General features: G+C 74.1%; 18 protein-coding genes. 7 read left to right on the top strand and 11 right to left on the bottom strand.

Features of this window, described 5'->3' with window-relative positions; genetic code table 11:
* Positions 1–56: 56 nt before the first annotated feature.
* Both PH190_RS04210 and thyX read right to left on the bottom strand, forming a co-directional pair.
* Complete coding sequence (locus tag PH190_RS04210; protein WP_274230241.1) at positions 57–689, bottom strand: TIGR03085 family metal-binding protein; 633 nt, start codon at positions 687–689, stop codon at positions 57–59.
* A 34-nt stretch (positions 690–723) separates the two neighbouring features.
* The gene (thyX, locus tag PH190_RS04215; protein ID WP_274230242.1) at positions 724–1476 is read right to left on the bottom strand and encodes an FAD-dependent thymidylate synthase; all 753 of its coding nucleotides are present in this window, start codon (positions 1474–1476) and stop codon (positions 724–726) included.
* A gap of 115 nt (positions 1477–1591) precedes the next feature.
* On the opposite strand from thyX, the gene PH190_RS04220 reads away from it, so the two are divergent.
* Together PH190_RS04220 and PH190_RS04225 are read left to right on the top strand one after the other, a co-directional pair.
* Positions 1592–2461, top strand: a complete 870-nt coding sequence (locus PH190_RS04220) for a hypothetical protein (protein WP_274230243.1) — start codon at positions 1592–1594, stop codon at positions 2459–2461.
* The gene (locus PH190_RS04225) at positions 2458–3411 is read left to right on the top strand and encodes a DUF4097 family beta strand repeat-containing protein (protein ID WP_274230244.1); all 954 of its coding nucleotides are present in this window, start codon (positions 2458–2460) and stop codon (positions 3409–3411) included. Before PH190_RS04220 ends, PH190_RS04225 begins: the two co-directional genes overlap by 4 nt.
* 29 nt (positions 3412–3440) lie before the next feature.
* Here PH190_RS04225 and PH190_RS04230 read toward each other — a convergent pair whose 3' ends face one another.
* Genes PH190_RS04230 through PH190_RS04240 form a run of 3 tightly spaced genes read right to left on the bottom strand, consistent with a single transcriptional unit; the run spans position 3441 to position 6895 of the window.
* Positions 3441–4196, bottom strand: coding sequence for a succinate dehydrogenase/fumarate reductase iron-sulfur subunit (locus PH190_RS04230; RefSeq protein ID WP_274230245.1), 756 nt, complete (start codon positions 4194–4196; stop codon positions 3441–3443).
* 24 nt (positions 4197–4220) lie between these two features.
* On the bottom strand, positions 4221–6197 hold the full coding sequence (locus PH190_RS04235; RefSeq protein ID WP_274230246.1) for a fumarate reductase/succinate dehydrogenase flavoprotein subunit: 1977 nt from the start codon (positions 6195–6197) through the stop codon (positions 4221–4223).
* A 2-nt stretch (positions 6198–6199) separates the two neighbouring features.
* Positions 6200–6895, bottom strand: coding sequence for a succinate dehydrogenase cytochrome b subunit (locus PH190_RS04240; RefSeq protein WP_274230247.1), 696 nt, complete (start codon positions 6893–6895; stop codon positions 6200–6202).
* 76 nt (positions 6896–6971) lie between these two features.
* Here PH190_RS04240 and PH190_RS04245 point away from each other — a divergent pair, with 76 nt between their 5' ends.
* Complete coding sequence (locus tag PH190_RS04245) at positions 6972–7916, top strand: LysR family transcriptional regulator (RefSeq protein ID WP_274230248.1); 945 nt, start codon at positions 6972–6974, stop codon at positions 7914–7916.
* Here PH190_RS04245 and PH190_RS04250 read toward each other — a convergent pair.
* Positions 7886–9130: a winged helix-turn-helix domain-containing protein gene (locus PH190_RS04250; protein WP_274230458.1), complete on the bottom strand. Its 1245-nt coding sequence runs from the start codon at positions 9128–9130 to the stop codon at positions 7886–7888. The genes PH190_RS04245 and PH190_RS04250 overlap by 31 nt on opposite strands.
* A gap of 99 nt (positions 9131–9229) precedes the next feature.
* Here PH190_RS04250 and PH190_RS04255 point away from each other — a divergent pair, with 99 nt between their 5' ends.
* From PH190_RS04255 to PH190_RS04265, 3 genes are all read left to right on the top strand, one after another.
* Positions 9230–9496 carry a hypothetical protein gene (locus PH190_RS04255; RefSeq protein ID WP_274230249.1) on the top strand — a complete coding sequence of 89 codons (267 nt, stop codon included), beginning with the start codon at positions 9230–9232 and terminating at the stop codon, positions 9494–9496.
* A gap of 89 nt (positions 9497–9585) precedes the next feature.
* Positions 9586–10878, top strand: coding sequence for an acetyl-CoA hydrolase/transferase family protein (locus PH190_RS04260; RefSeq protein ID WP_274230250.1), 1293 nt, complete (start codon positions 9586–9588; stop codon positions 10876–10878).
* Positions 10875–12185 carry a wax ester/triacylglycerol synthase domain-containing protein gene (locus PH190_RS04265; protein ID WP_274230251.1) on the top strand — a complete coding sequence of 437 codons (1311 nt, stop codon included), beginning with the start codon at positions 10875–10877 and terminating at the stop codon, positions 12183–12185. Before PH190_RS04260 ends, PH190_RS04265 begins: the two co-directional genes overlap by 4 nt.
* Here PH190_RS04265 and PH190_RS04270 read toward each other — a convergent pair.
* Positions 12146–12916, bottom strand: coding sequence for a hypothetical protein (locus PH190_RS04270; RefSeq protein ID WP_274230252.1), 771 nt, complete (start codon positions 12914–12916; stop codon positions 12146–12148). The genes PH190_RS04265 and PH190_RS04270 overlap by 40 nt on opposite strands.
* Positions 12913–13404 carry a beta-class carbonic anhydrase gene (locus tag PH190_RS04275; RefSeq protein ID WP_274230253.1) on the bottom strand — a complete coding sequence of 164 codons (492 nt, stop codon included), beginning with the start codon at positions 13402–13404 and terminating at the stop codon, positions 12913–12915. The genes PH190_RS04270 and PH190_RS04275 overlap by 4 nt, the downstream gene beginning before the upstream one ends.
* A 145-nt stretch (positions 13405–13549) precedes the next feature.
* On the opposite strand from PH190_RS04275, the gene PH190_RS04280 reads away from it, so the two are divergent.
* Entirely contained in the window at positions 13550–14143 is a 594-nt protein-coding gene (locus tag PH190_RS04280; RefSeq protein ID WP_274230254.1) for a GNAT family N-acetyltransferase, read from the top strand.
* A 61-nt stretch (positions 14144–14204) separates the two neighbouring features.
* Here the strand turns inward: PH190_RS04280 and dapB are convergent, their stop codons facing one another.
* The 3 genes from dapB to PH190_RS04295 all read right to left on the bottom strand — a co-directional run bounded on the left by dapB (position 14205) and on the right by PH190_RS04295 (position 18645).
* A complete protein-coding gene (gene dapB, locus PH190_RS04285) occupies positions 14205–14939 on the bottom strand; it encodes a 4-hydroxy-tetrahydrodipicolinate reductase (RefSeq protein ID WP_274230255.1) in 735 nt (244 codons plus the stop codon).
* Positions 14936–16228, bottom strand: coding sequence for a M16 family metallopeptidase (locus PH190_RS04290; protein ID WP_274230256.1), 1293 nt, complete (start codon positions 16226–16228; stop codon positions 14936–14938). The genes dapB and PH190_RS04290 overlap by 4 nt, the downstream gene beginning before the upstream one ends.
* A gap of 101 nt (positions 16229–16329) precedes the next feature.
* A complete protein-coding gene (locus tag PH190_RS04295; RefSeq protein WP_274230257.1) occupies positions 16330–18645 on the bottom strand; it encodes a polyribonucleotide nucleotidyltransferase in 2316 nt (771 codons plus the stop codon).
* Between the last annotated feature and the right edge of the window lie 87 nt (positions 18646–18732).

An 18732-nucleotide genomic window follows, 5' to 3' on the forward strand; every position in this document is an offset into this window, starting at 1 on the left:
ACGCGGGAGACGGGCGGTGATCGGGTCCTCCTGGTACGGACGGGTGTGCGGGGCCCTCACAGGCCCCGGTCGAGGGCCATGACGGTGGCGACGTCGGCGGGCTCACCCTCGGGGTGGACGACGCACTCGTCGCGGCCGGCCGCGTGCAGCAGCAGCTCGCCGGGCTCACCGGTCAGGATGACCGTGCGCGGCCCCGAGCGCACGGCGTGCTCCTCGCCGTCGGGGCGGCGCAGCGTCACGGCCACCGGGCTGGAGCGGTAGCTCAGGCGCCCGAGCAGGCCGACCATGCGCCACAGCTGGCGGTCGCGGGCCTCGTCCGGCGGGCGCGGCGACCAGCCGGCCTGGGCGCGGCGGACGTCCTCGTGGTGGACGAAGAACTCCTGGACGTCGACGGCGCGCAGCGGCGGCAGCGCCAGCGGGCTCCAGAACGGCGGGCCGGAGCGCAGCGTGCCCACCAGCTCGCCGAAGTCGCCGCGCGCGATCGAGGCCTGCACGTGCTCGGTCCAGCTCGCGAGCGGCGGGATGAGGATGCCGGGCGCCGCGTCGGGGCGCCGCTCGCGGGTGATCAGGTGCGCGAGCAGGTCACGCGTGGTCCAGCCCCCGCACAGCGTGGGCTCGTCGGGGCCGAGCCGCAGGAACAGGTCGGCGAGATCGCGGCGCTCGGCGTCGGCGATCTGGGCGGCACTCATGGTCACTCCCTACCCGTTCCGTCGCCGGGCCGCTCTAGCCCTCGGCGACGAACGGGCTGCTCGCGACCTCGGAGCCGCTGGGCAGGCAGCGGATCTCGAAGTCGGCGAAGACGTTCGGCACCTCGGCCTGCAGCACCTTGAGGCAGGTGATCGCCAGGTCGCGGATCTCGACGTCGGCGTGCTCGCTCGCGCGCATCGCGATGAAGTGGCGCCAGGCCCGGTAGTTCCCGGTGACGACGATGCGGGTCTCGGTGGCGTTGGGCAGCACCGCGCGCGCGGCCTGGCGGGCCTGCTTGCGGCGCAGCGTGCGGTTCGGCTCGTCGGCGAAGCGCTCCTCGAGGCCCACCAGGAGCTTCTCGTAGGCCTCGCGCGCGGCCTCGGCGGCCTCGAGGAACTGGCGGTGCAGCTCGGGGTCCTCGGCGATGACCTCCGGCTCGACCATCGCCGCGTCGGTCTCCGGGACGTAGCGCTGGGAGAGCTGCGAGTACGAGAAGTGCCGGTGGCGGATCAGCTCGTGGGTGAGGCTGCGCGACATCCCCGTGAGGTAGAAGCTCACCGTCCCGTGCTCGAGCACCGAGAGGTGGCCGACCTCGAGGATGTGCCGCAGGTAGCCCGCGTTCGTCGCCGTCGCCGGGTTCGGCTTGCTCCACGACTGGTAGCAGGCCCGCCCCGCGAACTCGGCGAGCGCCTGCCCGCCGTCGGCGTCGGTCTCCCACGGGACCCCGGGCGGCGCGAAGAACTCGGTCTTCGCGATCAGCGTGACCTCGGGCTGCACGGTCTCCGGCACGGGCCCACGGTACAAGTCGCCCCCGACGGTGCTCGCCGCCCTCGCCGGTGTTCGCCGACAGCATGGTGACACCACGGTGGTGGCGATCAGGAGGTCGTGGTGTCACAATGGTGTCATGGACCTGACACCGTACGTCGCCTCCCTCCGCGACGACCTCGCCGCGGCCGCCGCGGTCGGCGACGACGCCACGACCCGGGCGGGCTCCTCGCTCGCCGCCGCCCTCGAGCCCGCCGTCCGCCTGGCGCTCATGGACGCCCTGTCCGACCTCGCCGGCGAGGTCTCGGAGAAGCTCGGCGACCGCACCGTCTCGCTGCGCCTCTCCGGCCGCCAGGTCGAGGTCGTCGTCGACCGCGACGCCTCGGACCAGGACGGCTTCTTCGCCGGCCCCTCGTCGTCGCCCTTCGCGGGCACGCCCGGCGGTGGCCCCGGCGGCCCGGGTCGCCACACCCCGCCGCCCCCGCCCGGCCCCGGCTTCGGGGGCGCCGGCTTCGGCGGCCCCGGCGGCCCGGACGTCGGCGACATCTCGCGGATGACGCTGCGCCTGGTCGACCAGATCAAGGGCCAGGCCGAGAAGGCCGCCGCCGCGCAGGGGATGTCGCTGAACTCCTGGATCGGTCAGGCCGTGCAGGGCGCCCTCAAGGGCCAGTACGGCGGCCGCGGCGGGCCGTTCGGCCGGTGGGACGCGGGCTGGGACAGCGGGCGGTCGTCCGGTGACGAGAGCGGCCGCGACCAGAGCTGGGACGAGAACTGGCGCAAGGGCTGGGAGCAGGGCCGGCCCGGGGACACCGGGTCGACCGGCTCGACCGGGTCGACCGGGTCGACCGGGTCGACCGGGAGCGACGCTCCCCCGACCCCGCCCACTCCGCCGTCCTCGCCCACGGGGCCCGCGGGGCCCACGGGCGACACCGGGCCGACCGGCTCGACCAGCGGCACCGACCGTCGCGACGACGGCGGCGACGACGTGTCCGGGTGGGTGCGGGGATGAGCGCCCCGGCGCGCGAGGTCACCGGCGCCGGCACCGAGCCGGTGACCCTGGACGTCGCGCTCGACGCCGGCACCGTCCGCGTGCACCTGGACCCCCAGCCGGCCGGCGAGGACACCGTGCGGCTGCGGGTCGAGGCCGACCCCGACGCCCCGCCCGGCTGGATGCGGGGGCTCTCGGGCCTGCTCGGCTTCCTCGGCGTCGACCGCTCGCCGACCACCCCGGAGGAGCGCGCCGCGGCCGCCGTCGCCGCCACCACGCTCGACTGGGACGCCGGCGCCCGCCGCCTCGTCGTCCGCGGCCCGCAGGACTGGGCGCTGCGCGGTGTCCCGCTCGCGGTCACCGTGCGGGCGCCGCGCGACTCGGGCCTGCGCCTGCGCGCCGGCGCCGCGCGGGTCGTGGTCGAGGGCCGCGCCGACGAGGTGTCGGTGCACGGGACGGGCGAGGTCCGCCTCGACGAGGTCGCCGGGCGGGTCGACCTGCGCTGCGGCGCCGGCGAGGTGCGCATCGCCCGCCTCGCCGGGCCCCTGCGCATGACCGGCGGCGCGGGCGGCGTGCGGATCGAGCACGTCCTCGCGCCCGCCGAGATCACCACCGGCGCCGGGCGCGTCCGGCTCGGCGACGTGCACGCCGACGTCGCGGTCCGGGCCGCGGCGGGTGACGTCCGGGTCGCCGACGCCCTGGCCGGTGACCTCGAGCTCGGCACCGGCGTGGGCTCGCTCTGGGTCGGCGTGCACCCGGGCGTCGACGCCCAGGTCGAGCTCCACGCCACGGTCGGGCGCGTGCGCAGCGACCTGCCGGTGCGGGACGAGCGGCCGGCGTCCGACACCGCGGACGCCGGTCGGAGCGACGCCCCGGCCGGCGCCCCGCTGCGGGTCCGCGCCCGCACCGGGGCCGGCGACGTCACCGTCGCCACCGCCCGCCCGCGGCCGGCGCTCACCGCGCCCTCCTGACGGCGCGGCCCGCTCAGATCACGACGTGCCTAGTCCGAGCGCGCCCCGGTGAGGGTGGCGCCGAGGACGTCGTGGTTGAGCTGCGCGATCGAGGCCAGCGGGATGCCCTTGGGGCACACCTCGTGGCAGGCGCCCACGTTGGTGCAGCCGCCGAAGTCCAGCTCGTCCTGCTTGGCGAGCATGTTGATCGCGCGGGTCTGGCGCTCGGGCTGGCCCTGCGGGAGCAGCCCGAGGTGGGTGACCTTCGCGGCCGTGAACAGCATCGAGCTGCCGTTCGGGCAGGCCGCGACGCACGCGCCGCAGCCGATGCAGGTGGCGGCGTCGAACGCGTCGTCCGCCGACACCTTGTCCACCGGGATCGCGTGCGCCTCGGGCGCCGAGCCGGTGTTGACCGAGATGTAGCCGCCCGACTTGATGATCTCGTCGAACGCGCTGCGGTCGACCACCAGGTCCTTGACCACCGGGAAGGCCCGGGCCCGCCACGGCTCGATGTCGATCGTGTCGCCGTCGTCGAAGTGCCGCATGTGGAGCTGGCACGTCGTCGTGTACTGCTGCGGGCCGTGCGCGTTGCCGTTGATGACCATGCCGCACGAGCCGCAGATGCCCTCGCGGCAGTCGTGGTCGAACGACACCGGGTCCTTGCCGTCGATGACGAGCTTCTCGTTGAGCACGTCGAGCATCTCGAGGAACGACATGTCGGGCTCGACGTCGTCGAGCACGTAGGACTGCATCTTGCCCTTGGCCTCGGGCGAGGCCTGCCGCCAGATGCGCAGGGTGAGCTTCACGTGGTGACTCCGTGGTCGGAGCAGCTACTTGTAGCTGCGCTGGGTCGGGTGCACGTAGGAGAACTCGAGGTCCTCCTTGTGCAGCACCGGGCGCTGGTTGTCGCCGGCGTACTCCCAGGCCGCGACGTACGAGAAGTTCTCGTCGTCGCGCTGGGCCTCGCCGTCCTCGGTCTGGGACTCGACGCGGAAGTGGCCGCCGCAGGACTCCTCGCGGTGCAGGGCGTCGATGCACATGAGCTCGGCGAGCTCCATGAAGTCGGCGACCCGGCCGGCCTTCTCCAGCGACTGGTTGAAGCCGTCGCCGGTGCCGACGATCTTCACGTCCCGCCAGAACTCCTCGCGCAGCGAGGGGATGCGGTCGAGGGCCTTCTCCAGGCCCTCCTTGCTGCGGGCCATGCCGCACTGGTCCCAGACGAGCTGGCCCAGCTCGCGGTGGAACGAGTCGACGGTGCGATGGCCGTTGGCCGAGAGCAGCTTGTCGATGCGCGCGCGGGTCGCGTCGACGGCCTCCTGCACGGCCGGGTGGTCCTGCGGGACCTCGTCGAACGGGGCGTCGGCGAGGTAGTCGGCCACCGTCGTCGGGAGCACGAAGTACCCGTCGGACAGGCCCTGCATCAGCGCCGACGCGCCGAGGCGGTTGGCGCCGTGGTCGGAGAAGTTGGCCTCGCCGCCCACGAACAGGCCCGGGATGGTCGAGCGCAGGTCGTAGTCGACCCACAGCCCGCCCATCGTGTAGTGGATCGCCGGGTAGATGCGCATCGGCGTCTCGTACGGGTCGTCGCCGGTGATGCGCTCGTACATCTCGAAGAGGTTGCCGTACTTGGCCTCGACGGCCGACCGGCCGAGACGCTCGATGGCGTCCTTGAAGTCCAGGTACACGCCGAGCCCGCTGGGGCCGACGCCGTGCTCCGCGTCGCACATGTTCTTCGCGGCGCGCGAGGCGATGTCGCGCGGGACCAGGTTGCCGAACGCCGGGTACTGGCGCTCGAGGTAGTAGTCGCGCTCGTCCTCGGGGATGTCGTTGGGGTCGCGGTCGTCGCCGCACTCCTTGGGCACCCACACCCGGCCGTCGTTGCGCAGCGACTCCGACATCAGGGTCAGCTTCGACTGGTACTCGCCGGAGACCGGGATGCAGGTCGGGTGGATCTGCGTGTAGCAGGGGTTCGCGAACAGCGCGCCCCGCTTGTGCGCCCGCCAGGCCGCCGTGACGTTCGAGCCCTTGGCGTTCGTCGACAGGTAGTAGACGTTGCCGTAGCCGCCCGAACAGAGGATGACGACGTCGGCGAGGTGCGTGTCGAGCTGGCCGGTGAACAGGTTGCGCGTGACGATCCCGCGCGCCTTCCCGTCCACGACGATGAGGTCGAGCATCTCGGTGCGCGGGTGGACCTCGACCGTGCCGGCGTGGACCTGGCGCTCGAGCGCCTGGTAGGCGCCCAGCAGCAGCTGCTGGCCCGTCTGACCGCGCGCGTAGAAGGTGCGGGACACCTGCGTGCCGCCGAAGGACCGTGTGTCGAGCAGGCCCGAGTACTCGCGGGCGAACGGGACGCCCTGGGCGACGCATTGGTCGATGATGTTGAGGCTGACCTCGGCCAGGCGGTGCACGTTCGACTCGCGCGAGCGGAAGTCGCCGCCCTTGACCGTGTCGTAGAAGAGGCGGTGGATCGAGTCGCCGTCGTAGCGGTAGTTCTTCGCGGCGTTGATCCCGCCCTGGGCGGCGATGGAGTGCGCGCGCCGCGGGCTGTCCTGGTAGCAGAACGACTTCACGTTGTAGCCGGCCTCGCCGAGGGTGGCGGCGGCCGCGGCGCCGGCGAGACCGGTGCCCACCACGATGACGCTCATCTTGCGGCGGTTGGCCGGGTTGACCAGGCGCGCGGAGAACTTGCGGTCGCTCCACCGGTCGGCGATGGGGCTGTCCGGGGCGCGGGTGTCCCCGATCGGGTCGCCGAGCACGTAGCGGCCCTCGCCCTGGACGGCCGTCGGCTCCTGCTGCAGTTCAGACATGGTCACCTCACCAGACCGAACATCACGGACAGCGGGACGATCGCGAACCCGATCGTGATGGCCGCTGCCACGACGAAGGCAAAGGTCTTGAGCGCGTTCTGCTTCAGCGCGCTGTTCGCGCCGAAGGTCTGGATGGCCGACCAGAGGCCGTGCCGGATGTGGAACCCGAGGGCCACCACCGCGAGGACGTAGAAGAGGGCCACGTACCAGCGGTCGAAGCTCGCGACGAGCTTCATGTACGCGCTCTCGTCACCACCGAGAGGGTTCACCGTCCCCGTGGTCAGGTCGAGGATGTGCCAGACCAGGAACAGGAAGATGATCACCCCGCCCCACCGCATCGTCCGCGCGGCGTAGCTGCCCTCCCACCGCTGCCGGTGCTGGTACCCGACGGGACGGGCGCGCTTCGCCTTGTACCAGAGCGAGAACGCGGCCCACATGTGCAGCACCAGGCTCGCCAGCAGGACCACGCGCAGGATCCACAGGACGCCCTCGTACCCGAAGATCGCCTCGCCGATCTCGCGCAGGTGCTGCGCGTAGGCGTCGAACGACTCGATGCCGAAGAAGACCTTGAGGTTCCCGAGCATGTGGGCGATGACGTAGAGCAGGAAGACGGCGCCGGTCGTGGCGATGACCGTCTTCTTGCCGACCGAGGTGCCCCACGTCCTCGAGACGATGTTGCGCTGCGGGGTGATGACCACGTGAAGACGGTAAGTCGCCACATGGGGAAGCGCTAATGCATGCAACACGGTCTTCCCATAGCGTGGAGCTATGGCGATGACCATCAAACAGCTCAGCTACTTCCTCGCTGTGGTGGACACCGGCCGATTCACGCAGGCAGCGGCGTTGTGCCGTGTCGCCCAGCCGACCCTCAGCAGGCAGATCCGCAGCCTGGAGGAGGACCTGGGCGAGACGTTGCTCACGCGCGGTCACGACAACGTCACACCCACGGCGGCCGGTGAGGCGCTCCTGCCCCTCGCCCGGCGCATCGTCGCCGACTCCGAGACCGCGCGGATGGAGATCGCCGAGCTCGCCGGGCTGCGCCGGGGCCGGCTGCGGCTCGGGGCCACGCCCAGCCTGTGCGTCAGCGTCGTCGCCGACGTCCTCGAGGTGTTCCACGGGCGCTACCCCGGCATCAGCCTGCAGATCGCCGAGGGCGGCTCGCAGGACCTCGTCGCCGACCTGCAGCGCGGCCAGCTCGACCTCGCGCTCGTCATCGACCGCGGCGAGACGGTGGGCGACCTCGCGTTCACCCCGGTGCTGCGCGAGGAGCTGGTGGTCGTCGCCGCCCGGTCCTGGCCCCACCTCGGCGGGCACATCGGCATCGCCGAGCTCGCCGAGCACCCGCTGGTGATCAACCGCGAGGGCTACGAGCTGCGCGAGGTGACGCTCGCGGCCTGCGACGCCGCCGGCGTGACACCACGGATCGCCGTCGAGGGCGGCGAGATGGACGCCCTGCTGCGCATGGTGGAGCGCGGGCTGGGCGTGGCGATCGTGCCGAGCCTCGTGCTCGCCGGGCACCCGACCCTGCGCGCGACCCGCCTCGACGGCGGGGCGTGGAGCCACCGCACGATCTCGCTGGCGCACCGCACCGACGTCGCCCCCACCCGCGCGGCGCAGGCGTTCCGCGAGGACCTGCTGGCCGTGCTCGCCCGCACGTCCCGCACGGGCCACCTGCCCCCGGGCGTGCGCTACGTCCACCCCCCGGCCTTGACGGCCTGAGACAGCGCGGGCGCGAGGTCGCCGCCCTCGACGACGACGCCGTCGAGGTCGAGCCAGCGCGCCATCGTCGCGAGCTCGGCGGCGAGGGCGTCCGCGACGGCGGCCTCGCCCGGGTGGTCGGCGCCGTCCTCGAGGAACGCCTCGGGCACGCGCAGCGCCCGGTCGGCCCGGTCGGCCTTGAGGTCGACCCGTGCGACCAGCCGTCCGTCGAGCAGGAAGGGGAAGACGTAGTAGCCGTGCGTCCGCTTCTCGGCGGGCGTGTAGATGCCGATGCGGTAGTGGAAGTCGAAGATCCGCAGGGTGCGGGCGCGGAACCAGATCAGCGGGTCGAACGGCGCGAGCAGCGCCGACCCGCGCACGCGGCGGGGCAGCCGGGCGTCGGGCGGGCGGTAGGCCGGCGCGGGCCAGCCCTCGACCTCCACCGGCACGAGCTCGCCGGCGTCGACGAGCGCGGCGACGGCGGCCTGGCTCTCCGCGGGCGGCAGCCGGAAGTAGTCGCGCAGGTCGGGCTCGGTGGCGACGCCCAGCGCCGTCGCGGCCTTCGCGACGAGCGTGCGCATCGCCTCCTCGCGGTCCGGGTCGCGGGCCAGGACGTCGGGCGGCAGCACGCGCTCGGCGAGGTCGTAGGCCCGCCGGAAGCCGCGCCGCGTCCCCGTGGTGAGCACCCCGGTGGCGAACAGGTGCTCGCAGGCCACCTTGACGTCCGAGCGCTGCCACCAGCCGCCGTGGGCCCGGGCGCGCCGGTCGCCCGCATCACCGAGCACCTCCGCGAGCTGGCCCGCCTCCAGCGGCCCGTGCTCGGCGATGCCCGCCACGACGGCGTCGAGGACGTCGGGCCGGTGGTCGAGCGCGTTGCCCAGCCACCGGTTCTCGCGCGCGGCGTTGTCGCGCATGCGCCAGCGGAACAGCGGCCAGTCGTCCACCGGCAGCAGGCTCGCCTCGTGCACCCAGTACTCCACGAGGGTGCGGCGCCGGGCCTCCGCGCGCGTCCGGGGCCAGGCGAGCGCGTCGAGGACCTCACGGTCGTAGGGGCCGAGCCGGGCGTACAGCGGCGCGTAGTGGGCCCGGACGGCGACGTTGACCGAGTCGAGCTGCAGCAGGCCGAGGCGCTCGACCGCCGCCGCGAGCGTGCGCCGCGACGGCCGCGCGGGCCGCGCCGGACCCGTCAGCCCCTGGGCGGCGACCGCGGCCCGTCGCGCCTGCGCCGCCGACATCCTCTCCACGTCGCCGATCCTGCCCCAGCCCCCCGACAGTGCGCGGAATCACCCGGCCCGCACCGGCGTTGACCTGGAAGAACGAGCAGAGGAGGACGCATGGTCGGGGACCGTGTGGAGATCGTCGTCGACGCCGGTGGCGCGACGCGGACGTGGGAGGTCGAGGCCACGAAGGCCGGGCGGCGCGTGGACATCGCGCACGGTCGCGGCGTGGTGGAGGTCAGCGAGGTGACGCGCGGCGGGACGCCGGTGCGCACCGCGAGGTTCATGTCCTCGCGGGTGCTGGCGCTCGTCGAGCACCCGGCCGGGCAGGCCCGGCTGGCCGACGACGAGCCGCCGGCGCTGCCGCTGCCGCGACCGGCCTGAGCCCGGCCCGGGCGGACACCCCGTGACCGGGCGGGCACGGGCGGCGATCGTGCTGGTCAGGGCGAGATCCCTGCCGGAGGATCACGACCGTGGCCCCCTCGATCACGGACATGGTCGCCGCCGCCCGGCGGCCCGCCGACGCCGTCCTGGACCACGTCGGGTCCGGCAGCCAGATCGTCGTGAACTCGTCCAACGGCGATCCCGCGACGGTGCTGGACGCCCTCGAGGCCGGCGGCGACCGCCTGGACGGCGTGCGGCTGCACCAGATGCTCGCGCCGCGCCCGCGGGCGTCGATCGACGGGAAGATCCCGGGGCTGCGGCACGTCTCGTGGTTCCTCTCCCCCGCGACGCGCGAGGCGTTCCGCGCCGGGCACTGCGACCTGGTGCCCAACAACTTCAGCGACGTGCCGCGGCTGATGCGCCGCTCCGTCCGGCCCGACCTCGTCATCGCCTCGGTGTCGCCGCCGGATCGCCACGGCTGGTTCTCGCTGGGCACCGACGCCACCTACACCGCCGCGTTCATCGGCGAGGTGCCGTTCTTCGTCGAGGTCAACGCGCAGATGCCGCGCACCTTCGGCGGCAACCAGCTCCACGTCAGCGACGTGGTCGGCTGGTGCGAGGCGGACCGGGCGATGGCGGAGCTCCCGCCCCCGGTCGCGACCGACCGGGACCGGGCGATCGCCGCCCTCGTCGCCGAGCGCATCCCCGACGGGGCGACGCTGCAGATCGGGATCGGCGCGGTGCCCGACATGGTGCTGGCGAGCCTGCACGACCACCGCGAGCTGGGCGTGCACTCCGAGGTCTTCGGGACCGGCTTCGTCGACCTCGTCGAGGCCGGGGTTGTCACCGGCACCCGCAAGGCCACCCACCGCAGCAAGATCGTGACGACGGCCGCGCTCGGGACCCAGCGGCTCTTCGACTTCGTCGCGGACAACGCCGGCGTCGAGTTCCACCCCGTCGACCACACCAACGACCCGTGGAACATCGCCCGCGAACCGCTGATCCGATCGGTGAACGCCACCCTCGAGGTCGACTTCCTCGGGCAGTGCGCCTCGGAGTCGCTGGGCAGCCAGTACTTCTCCTCCTCGGGCGGCCAGCCCGACTTCGCGCGCGGCGCGATCATGTCCGAGCACGGCGCCGCGTTCATCGTCCTGCACTCGGCCACCCACGACGACACCGTGTCGCGCATCGTCCCGCAGCTGCAGCCCGGCGCCGCGGTCACGACCTTCAAGAACATCGTCGACCACGTCGTCACCGAGTACGGGGTCGCCGAGCTGCGCGGCGCCTCGATCGCGGAGCGCACCGCGCGCCTCATCGCGATCGCGCACCCGCACTTCCGCGACGAGCTCACCGCGCAGGCCCGGACGCTGGGGTACCTGTGAGCGGCCCCGGGATGCCCGAGCCGGCCTGCGTGCCGCTCTCCGACGAGGACCGCGCGATCCTCGACCTCGAGTGCGCCACCGTGGTCGGGCACGTCCTGCACATGGCGATGCTCGAGGGCACGCCGGTGACGGCCGGCGAGCTGCGCGCGCACATCGCCACCCGCCTGCCCGCGGCGCCCGAGCTGCGCTACCGCCTCGACGAGCGCGACGGCGTCCCCGTCTGGGTGCCCGACGCCGAGCTCGACCTCGCCCACCACGTCGTCGACGCCCCCGACGGGCCGTACGACGAGGGCGCCCTGCGCGCGCTGGTGGCCCACCGGTTCGCCCAGCACCTCGACCGCACCCGGCCCCTCTGGTCGCTCGACGTGGCGCCGCTGGCGGGCGGGGGCACGGCCCTGCTCTGGCGCGTCCACCACGCCCTCGCCGACGGCGCGACGATGACGCGGCTGTCGCACACCGTGCTCTACGACGAGGAGCCGGCGGGCCCCGCGACGGGGACGGCGGCGTCCCCGCCCGCGACCGTCCGGGCCGACCACGAGCGCCGGCGGGCCCACCTCATGGGCGTCATCGAGCGCGAGTTCACGGTCGGCCCGGCGCACTCACCGTTCGACGGCGAGCTCTCGACCCGCCGCGACGTCGCGTTCGTCGACACCGACCTCGCGGCCCTGCACGCCGCCGCCCGGTCGGCCGGCGCGACGGTCAACGACGCGTTCCTCGCGGTGCTGGCGGGCGGGCTGCGCCGCTGGGTCGACCACCACGCGGGCACCGTGACCGACCTGCGGGTCCGCGTCCCGGTCAGCCTGCCCCGCGACGACCCGTCGCAGGCCAACCGCGACTCGGCGTTCGACCTGCCGCTGCCGGTGCACGTCGTCGACCCCCTCGAGCGCCTGCGGGTGGTCCACGAGCTGACCACCGCCCGCAAGGACGCCCGCGACGCCGCCCGGCTCGACGACCTGCTGCACCGCCTGGCCGAGGTCTCCCCGCCGCTGCGCCGCGTCTGCGACCGGCTGCGGGCCACCGCCCGCGCGTTCACCGTCAGCGTGTCGAACGTGCCCGGGCCGCGGACGCCGGTCGCGGTGCTCGACCGCCGCGTGCGCGCGACCTGGCCGCTCGCCGAGATCGGGTTCCACCACGCGCTGCGGGTCACCGCCGCGTCGATGGTCGACGTGCTGTCGTTCGGGATCACCGTCGACCCGGGCCTCGTACCCGACGTCGACGTCCTCGCCGACGGCCTGCGCGCGGAGGCCGAGCTGCTCGTGACGGCCGCTCAGACGAGCCCGGCCAGCCGCGCCGCGACCTCGCGGTAGCGGCTCACCGCGACCAGGTGGATGCCGTCGACGCCCGCGTCGCGCAGGGCGAGGGCATGCTCGACGGCCGGGTCGACACCGGCGGTCTCGTCGTCGCGCAGCGCGTCGACGAGGTGATCGGGCAGCTCCAGGTCCATGCCCTCCGCGACCCCGCGCGCCATCCGCGGCCCGGTGGGCACCAGCACGCCCGCGCGGACCGGGCGGCCCAGGTCGGCGTGGCGCTCGCGCCAGTCGGCGACCACGGGCACCGAGAACGTCGGGGCCAGCCAGACGACGTCCGCGTCGCGCTTCCACGCCGGCAGGTCCCGGCCCTGCGCCGCGACCACCCCGACCCGCAGCGCGACCTCGTGCTCCGCGGCCAGCGCGCGGGCCTCACGGAGCATCGCGCCGACGGTCAGCGGGCCGTCCTCGCGGTCGTCCTCGGGGCGGTCGCCGCGCAGCAGCAGCACCTCGTGCACGCCGAGGGCGAGCAGGCCGAGCAGGTCGCGGCGCAGGCCCAGGGTGTTGCGGTCGCGGGCGTTGAGCACCGCCACCACCTCGTGGCCGCGCCGGCGCACCTCGCCCGCCACGACCAGCCCGGCGACCGCGGCGCGCGCGGTCGCGTTGTCGGGCACGAGGAACCGCGCGGCGACCGGGCCGAGCGCGTCGAGCTGGCGACCGACGGGCGCGAGGTCGGGACGGTGGGGGACGTCGAGCTCGGCGGAGACGTCGAGGGGCCGGCCCGGCGTCACGACACCTCGGTCAGCGTGCCGGCGTCGACGTCGTAGACGAACCCGCGCACGGCGTCGGTGTGGACGAGGAAGGGGCAGTCCCGCACGGCGGCGATCGAGTCGCGGACGTCCTGCTCGGTGTCGGGGAAGGCGCCGGGGCTCCAGGCCGGCTTCTGCCCGGTGTCGGCCTCGAGCTCGGCGACGAAGTCGTCGTCGGCGAACGTCGCCATGCCGCACTTCGTGTGGTGGATCAGCACGACCTCGCGGGTCTGCAGCTTGCGCTGGCTGACCGTCAGCGAGCGCAGGACGTCGTCGGTCACCACCCCGCCCGCGTTGCGGATGACGTGCGCCTCGCCGTCGCCCAGCCCCAGCACGCGGTAGACGTCGAGGCGGGCGTCCATGCAGGCCACGACGGCCACGCCGCGCGACGGCGGGCCGGGCAGGCCGGCGGCGCCGAAGCCCTCGGCGAAGGTGCGGTTCGCCGCCAGCATCTCGTCGGTCGCGGTCATGTCGCCTCCCGTGGGTCCGAGGATCGTCGCGGCCACCCTGCCGTGCACTCCGGTCTGTCGCGCTGTACCCCGTGGCGTGCCCGCGCGTGCGGTGACGGTGGTCTCTGAGATCGGTCTCCGGGGTCGGTCTCTAGGGTCTGTGCCCATGGCGCTCGCCTCCGTCCGCCTCGCCGCCCCTGACGACGCCGCCGCAATAGCGCTCGTCCAGCGCACGGTCTGGACCTCGGCCTACGCCGACCTGCTCCCGCCCGGCGCGGTGGAGGGCTTCGACGAGGCCGCGGTCGCCGCCGGCTGGGCGGCGCCGATCGCGGCGGGCGCGGTGTGGGTCGCGACCGAGGGCGACGCCCTGGTCGGCTTCTGCGCCGCCGGTCCGGCCTCCCCCGACGACCTCGCCGACGCCGCCGGCAGCGTCCCGGACGACGCGGCGTCGGTGGCGGCGGTGGCGACGCTGCTCGTCGAGCCCCGCTGGGGGCGGCGGGGGCACGGCGGGCGGCTGCTCGTCGAGGCCGCGGCGGCGCTGCGGGAGGCCGGCGCGACCCGCGGGATCGCGTGGGTGCCCGAGCGCGACGCCGCCTCGCGCCGCTTCTTCGAGCGCGCCGGCTGGGACCCCGACGGCACCGTCCGCACCCTCGACGCGGGCGGGCGGCCCCTGCGCGAGATCCGGGTGGCCGGTGACCTCGACCTGGAGTTCCGCCCCGAGCCCTCCCTCGACGACCTGGACCTGCCGCTCCTGCCCTGACGTGGGGGCTTTCCTGGCGCTCAGCGCCGGCGTGGACGCCACGCTGGCACTCCCCGCGCGCTCAGTCGAGGTCGAGCAGGTCGTCGAGGCCGACGGTCAGGCCCGGGTGCTCGGCGACCTTGCGGCACGCCAGCAGCACGCCGGGCATGAACGAGCTGCGGTGCAGCGAGTCGTGGCGGATCGTCAGCGTCTCGCCCTCGGAGCCCAGCAGGACCTCCTGGTGCGCGACGAGGCCCGCCATCCGCACGGCGTGCACCGGGATACCGTCGACCGTCGCGCCGCGCGCGCCATCGGGGTCGTGGGTGGTCGCGTCCGGGCCGGGTCCGAGACCCGCCTCGGCGCGGGCGGCGGCGATCATCTGCGCCGTCCGCGTCGCGGTGCCCGACGGCGCGTCCGCCTTGCGCGGGTGGTGCAGCTCGACGACCTCGACCGAGTCGTAGAAGCGCGCCGCCTGCGCCGCGAAGCGCATCATCAGCACCGCGCCGATCCCGAAGTTGGGGACGACCAGCACGGCCTGCCCCGGCTGCAGGCGCCCGCGGACGTCGTCGAGGAGGTCCTCGCCGACGCCGCTGGTGCCCACCACCACGTGCAGGCCGGCGTCGACGCACCAGCGCAGGTTGTCCGCGACCGCCGCCGGGTGGGTGAAGTCGACGACGACGTCCGCGGCCCGGAGGACCTCGCGGTCGTCGCCCATGTCCACCCGGGCGACGAGCTCGAGGTCCTCGGCGCCGCGGACGGCGGCGCACGCCTCGGAACCCATGCGGCCCTGCGCGCCCAGCACACCGACCTTGATCACGTGATCATCTCCTGCACCTCGCCCGGCAGCTCGTCGACGTCACCGTAGGGACCGACGACGGCGGCGGCGCGGGGCCCGGCGAGCAGCTCGGACGCCAGCGAGGCCACGTCGTCCGCGCCGACGGCGTCGATCCGCTCGAGCGTGGTGGCGAGGTCGGTGGCGCGGTCCAGGCCGCCGTGGTCGAGCTCGCGGCGCCCGAGCCGGGTCATCCGCGACGAGGTGTCCTCCAGGCCCAGCACGAGCTCCCCGCGCAGCTGGCCCTGCGCGCGGGCGAGCTCGGCGGCGGTGATGCCGTGCGCGGCGAGGTCGCCGAGCTCGCCCGAGACCACCGCCGCCGCGGCGCCGAGACGCTCGGGCGCGCAGCCGACGTAGACCGCGAGGGTGCCGGTGTCGGCGTAGCCCGTCGTCGACGAGTACACCGAGTACGCCAGCCCCCGCTGCTCGCGGACCTGCTGGAACAGCCGCGAGCTCATGCCCCCGCCGAGCACGGTGGAGAGCACCTGCAGCGCCGGCCACCGCTCGTCGGGGCGCGCCAGCGACGGCACGCCGAGCATGAGGTGGGCCTGCTCGGTGTCCTCGTCGCGCACGGACAGGCGGTCGGCGGGGGCGCCCGGCGCGGTCTGCGCGCCGCGGTGCCACGCCGTCGCCGGCCCGTCCAGCCGCGACCCGTAGGCCTCGGTGACCGCGGCGAGCACGTCCGCGTGGGCCACGTTCCCGGCGACCGCGAGCACCGAGCGCGCGGGGCCGTAGTGGCGGTCGTGGAAGTCCGCGAGCCGGTCGCGGGTCATGCCCGTGACCGTCTCCTCGGTGCCGATGACCGGCAGGCCCAGCGGGTGCGCGCCGAACAGCAGCGCGTCGAAGTCGTCGGCGAGGAGGTCCTCGGGGTCCTCGTCCCGCCCGGCGATCTCCGAGAGCACGACGTCGCGCTCGAGCTCCACGTCCGCGGCCGCCATCACGGCGTCGAGCACCACGTCGCCGAGCACGTCGACCGCGAGCGGCATGTCGCGGTCGAGCACGTGCGCGTAGAAGCAGGTGTGCTCCTTGCCCGTGAACGCGTTGAGGTCGCCGCCGACGGCGTCGATCTCCTCCGCGATCGCCCGCGCCGAGCGCCGCCGCGTCCCCTTGAACAGCAGGTGCTCGAGGAAGTGCGCGGCGCCGTGCGTGCCGGCGCCGAGGGCGGGCTCGTCGCGCGAGCCCACCTCGACCCAGAGCCCGACCGACGCCGACCGCGCGCCGGCGACGTGCTCGGTGACCACCCGCAGGCCCCCGGGCAGCACCGTGCGTGCCACGCCGGGGGCCGGGTGCTGTGTCTCCGCGGCAGGCCGTTCCGGCGCCACACGCTCCTGCGTCGCGTGTGCCACCGGCGTGCGGCGCCGCGGCTGCGCACCGGTCACTCCGGCGACGAACCCCCGATGGCGCCGGTCACGGCGCCGGTGGTGGCGGCCGGCCCGGTCGGGGCGGCCGGGGTCGACTCGGCGCCGTCGGCCGGGGCGTCGGAGGCGGGCGCCGCGTCGGTGGCGGTGTCCTCCTCCTTGACCGGGATCAGGCTGATCTTGCCGCGGTTGTCGATGTCGGTGATCTCGACCCGCAGCTTGTCGCCGACGTTGACGACGTCCTCGACCTTGCCGATGCGCTTGCCGCCGCCCAGCTTCGAGATGTGGACGAGGCCGTCACGGCCCGGCAGCAGCGAGACGAACGCGCCGAACGCGGCGGTCTTGACCACCGTGCCGAGGAAGCGCTCGCCGATCTTCGGCAGCTGCGGGTTGGCGATCGCGTTGATGCGGTCGATCGCGGCCTGGGCGCTCGGCCCGTCGGCGGCACCGACGTAGATCGTGCCGTCGTCCTCGATGGAGATGTCGGCGCCGGTCTCCTCGGTGATCGAGTTGATCATCTTGCCCTTCGGGCCGATGACCTCGCCGATCTTGTCGACCGGCACCTTCACCGTGGTGATGCGCGGCGCGAACTCGCTCATCTCGTCGGGCGCGTCGATGGCCTCGGCCATGACGTCGAGGATCGCGAGGCGGGCCCCGTGAGCCTGGGTCAGCGCCCGGCCGAGCACCTCCGACGGGATGCCGTCGAGCTTGGTGTCGAGCTGCAGCGCGGTCACGAAGTCCTTGGTGCCGGCGACCTTGAAGTCCATGTCACCGAACGCGTCCTCGGCGCCGAGGATGTCCGTGAGCGCGACGAAGGTCTCCTTGCCGTCGACCTCGCCGGAGACCAGGCCCATGGCGATGCCCGCGACCGGCGCCTTGAGCGGCACGCCGGCGTTGAGCAGCGACATCGTCGAGGCGCAGACCGAGCCCATCGACGTCGAGCCGTTGGAGCCCAGCGCCTCGGAGACCTGGCGGATCGCGTAGGGGAACTCCTCGCGCGTCGGCAGGACGGGCACGAGCGCCCGCTCGGCCAGCGCGCCGTGGCCGATCTCGCGGCGCTTCGGCGAGCCCACGCGGCCCGTCTCGCCGGTGGAGAACGGCGGGAAGTTGTAGTGGTGCATGTAGCGCTTCGTCGTCTCCGGCGTGAGGGAGTCGATCGACTGCTCCATGCGCAGCATGTTCAGCGTGGTGACGCCCAGGATCTGGGTCTCGCCGCGCTCGAACAGCGCCGAGCCGTGGGCCCGCGGGATGACCTCGACCTCGGCGGCCAGCGGACGGATGTCCGTGGTGCCGCGGCCGTCGATGCGGAAGCCGTCGGCGAGGATCCGCTGGCGCACCGTCTTCTTGGTCAGCGCGCGGAACGCCTCGCCGATCTCCTTCTCGCGGCCCTCGAACTTGTCGGCGAGCTCGGAGACGAGGCGGTCCTTGACGGCGTCCTGGGCCTGGTCGCGCTCCTGCTTGCCGGTGATCGTGAAGGTGTCGTCGAGGTCGGAGCCGACCGCGCTCTCGACCGCCGAGTAGACGTCGTCCTGGTACGCCGGGAAGGTCGGGTAGTCCTTCGTCGTCACACCGGTCGCGGTGTAGAGCTCCTTCTGCGCCTCGCAGAGGGTGCGGATGAACGGCTTGGCCGCCTCCATGCCCTGGGCGACGATCTCCTCGGTCGGCGCCTGCGCGCCCTCACCGATGAGCTTCCAGGCGTGGTCGGTGGCCTCGGCCTCGACCATGGCGATCGCGACGTCGGAGCCGTCGGAGGTCACCGAACCGGCGATGACCATGTCGAACACGGCGCTCTCGAGCTGCTCCCAGGTCGGGAACGCGACCCACTGCCCGTTGATCAGCGCCACGCGGGTCGCGCCGATCGGGCCGTCGAACGGCAGGCCCGAGATCTGGGTGGACGCCGACGCGGCGTTGATCGCGAGGACGTCGTAGGGGTCCTTCGGGTCCAGGCTCTGGACCGTGATGACGACCTGGACCTCGTTGCGCAGGCCGCCGGTGAAGGTCGGGCGCAGCGGCCGGTCGATGAGCCGGCAGGTGAGGATCGCGTCGGTCGACGGGCGGCCCTCGCGCCGGAAGAACGAGCCGGGGATCCGGCCCGCGGCGTACATGCGCTCCTCGACGTCGACCGTCAGCGGGAAGAAGTCGAAGTTGTCCTTCGGCCGCTTCGAGGCGGTCGTCGCGGAGAGCAGCATCGTGTCGTCGTCCAGGTAGGCGACGACGGCGCCGGCCGCCTGACGGGCCAGGCGGCCCGTCTCGAAGCGGACGGTGCGGGTGCCGTAGGCACCGTTGTCCAGGACCGCGGTGGTCTCGTGGACGCCCGAGTCGGTCTCGGTCATGGGGGTTCTCCTCTGCAGGGCCCCTACCGCGAGCCGTCCACGGCTCCCCGCGACGCGGTCCGCGACGAGCGGTCTTCGATCGAAGCC

Source organism: Actinomycetospora straminea (assembly GCF_028737255.1).
Lineage (GTDB): Bacteria > Actinomycetota > Actinomycetes > Mycobacteriales > Pseudonocardiaceae > Actinomycetospora > Actinomycetospora straminea.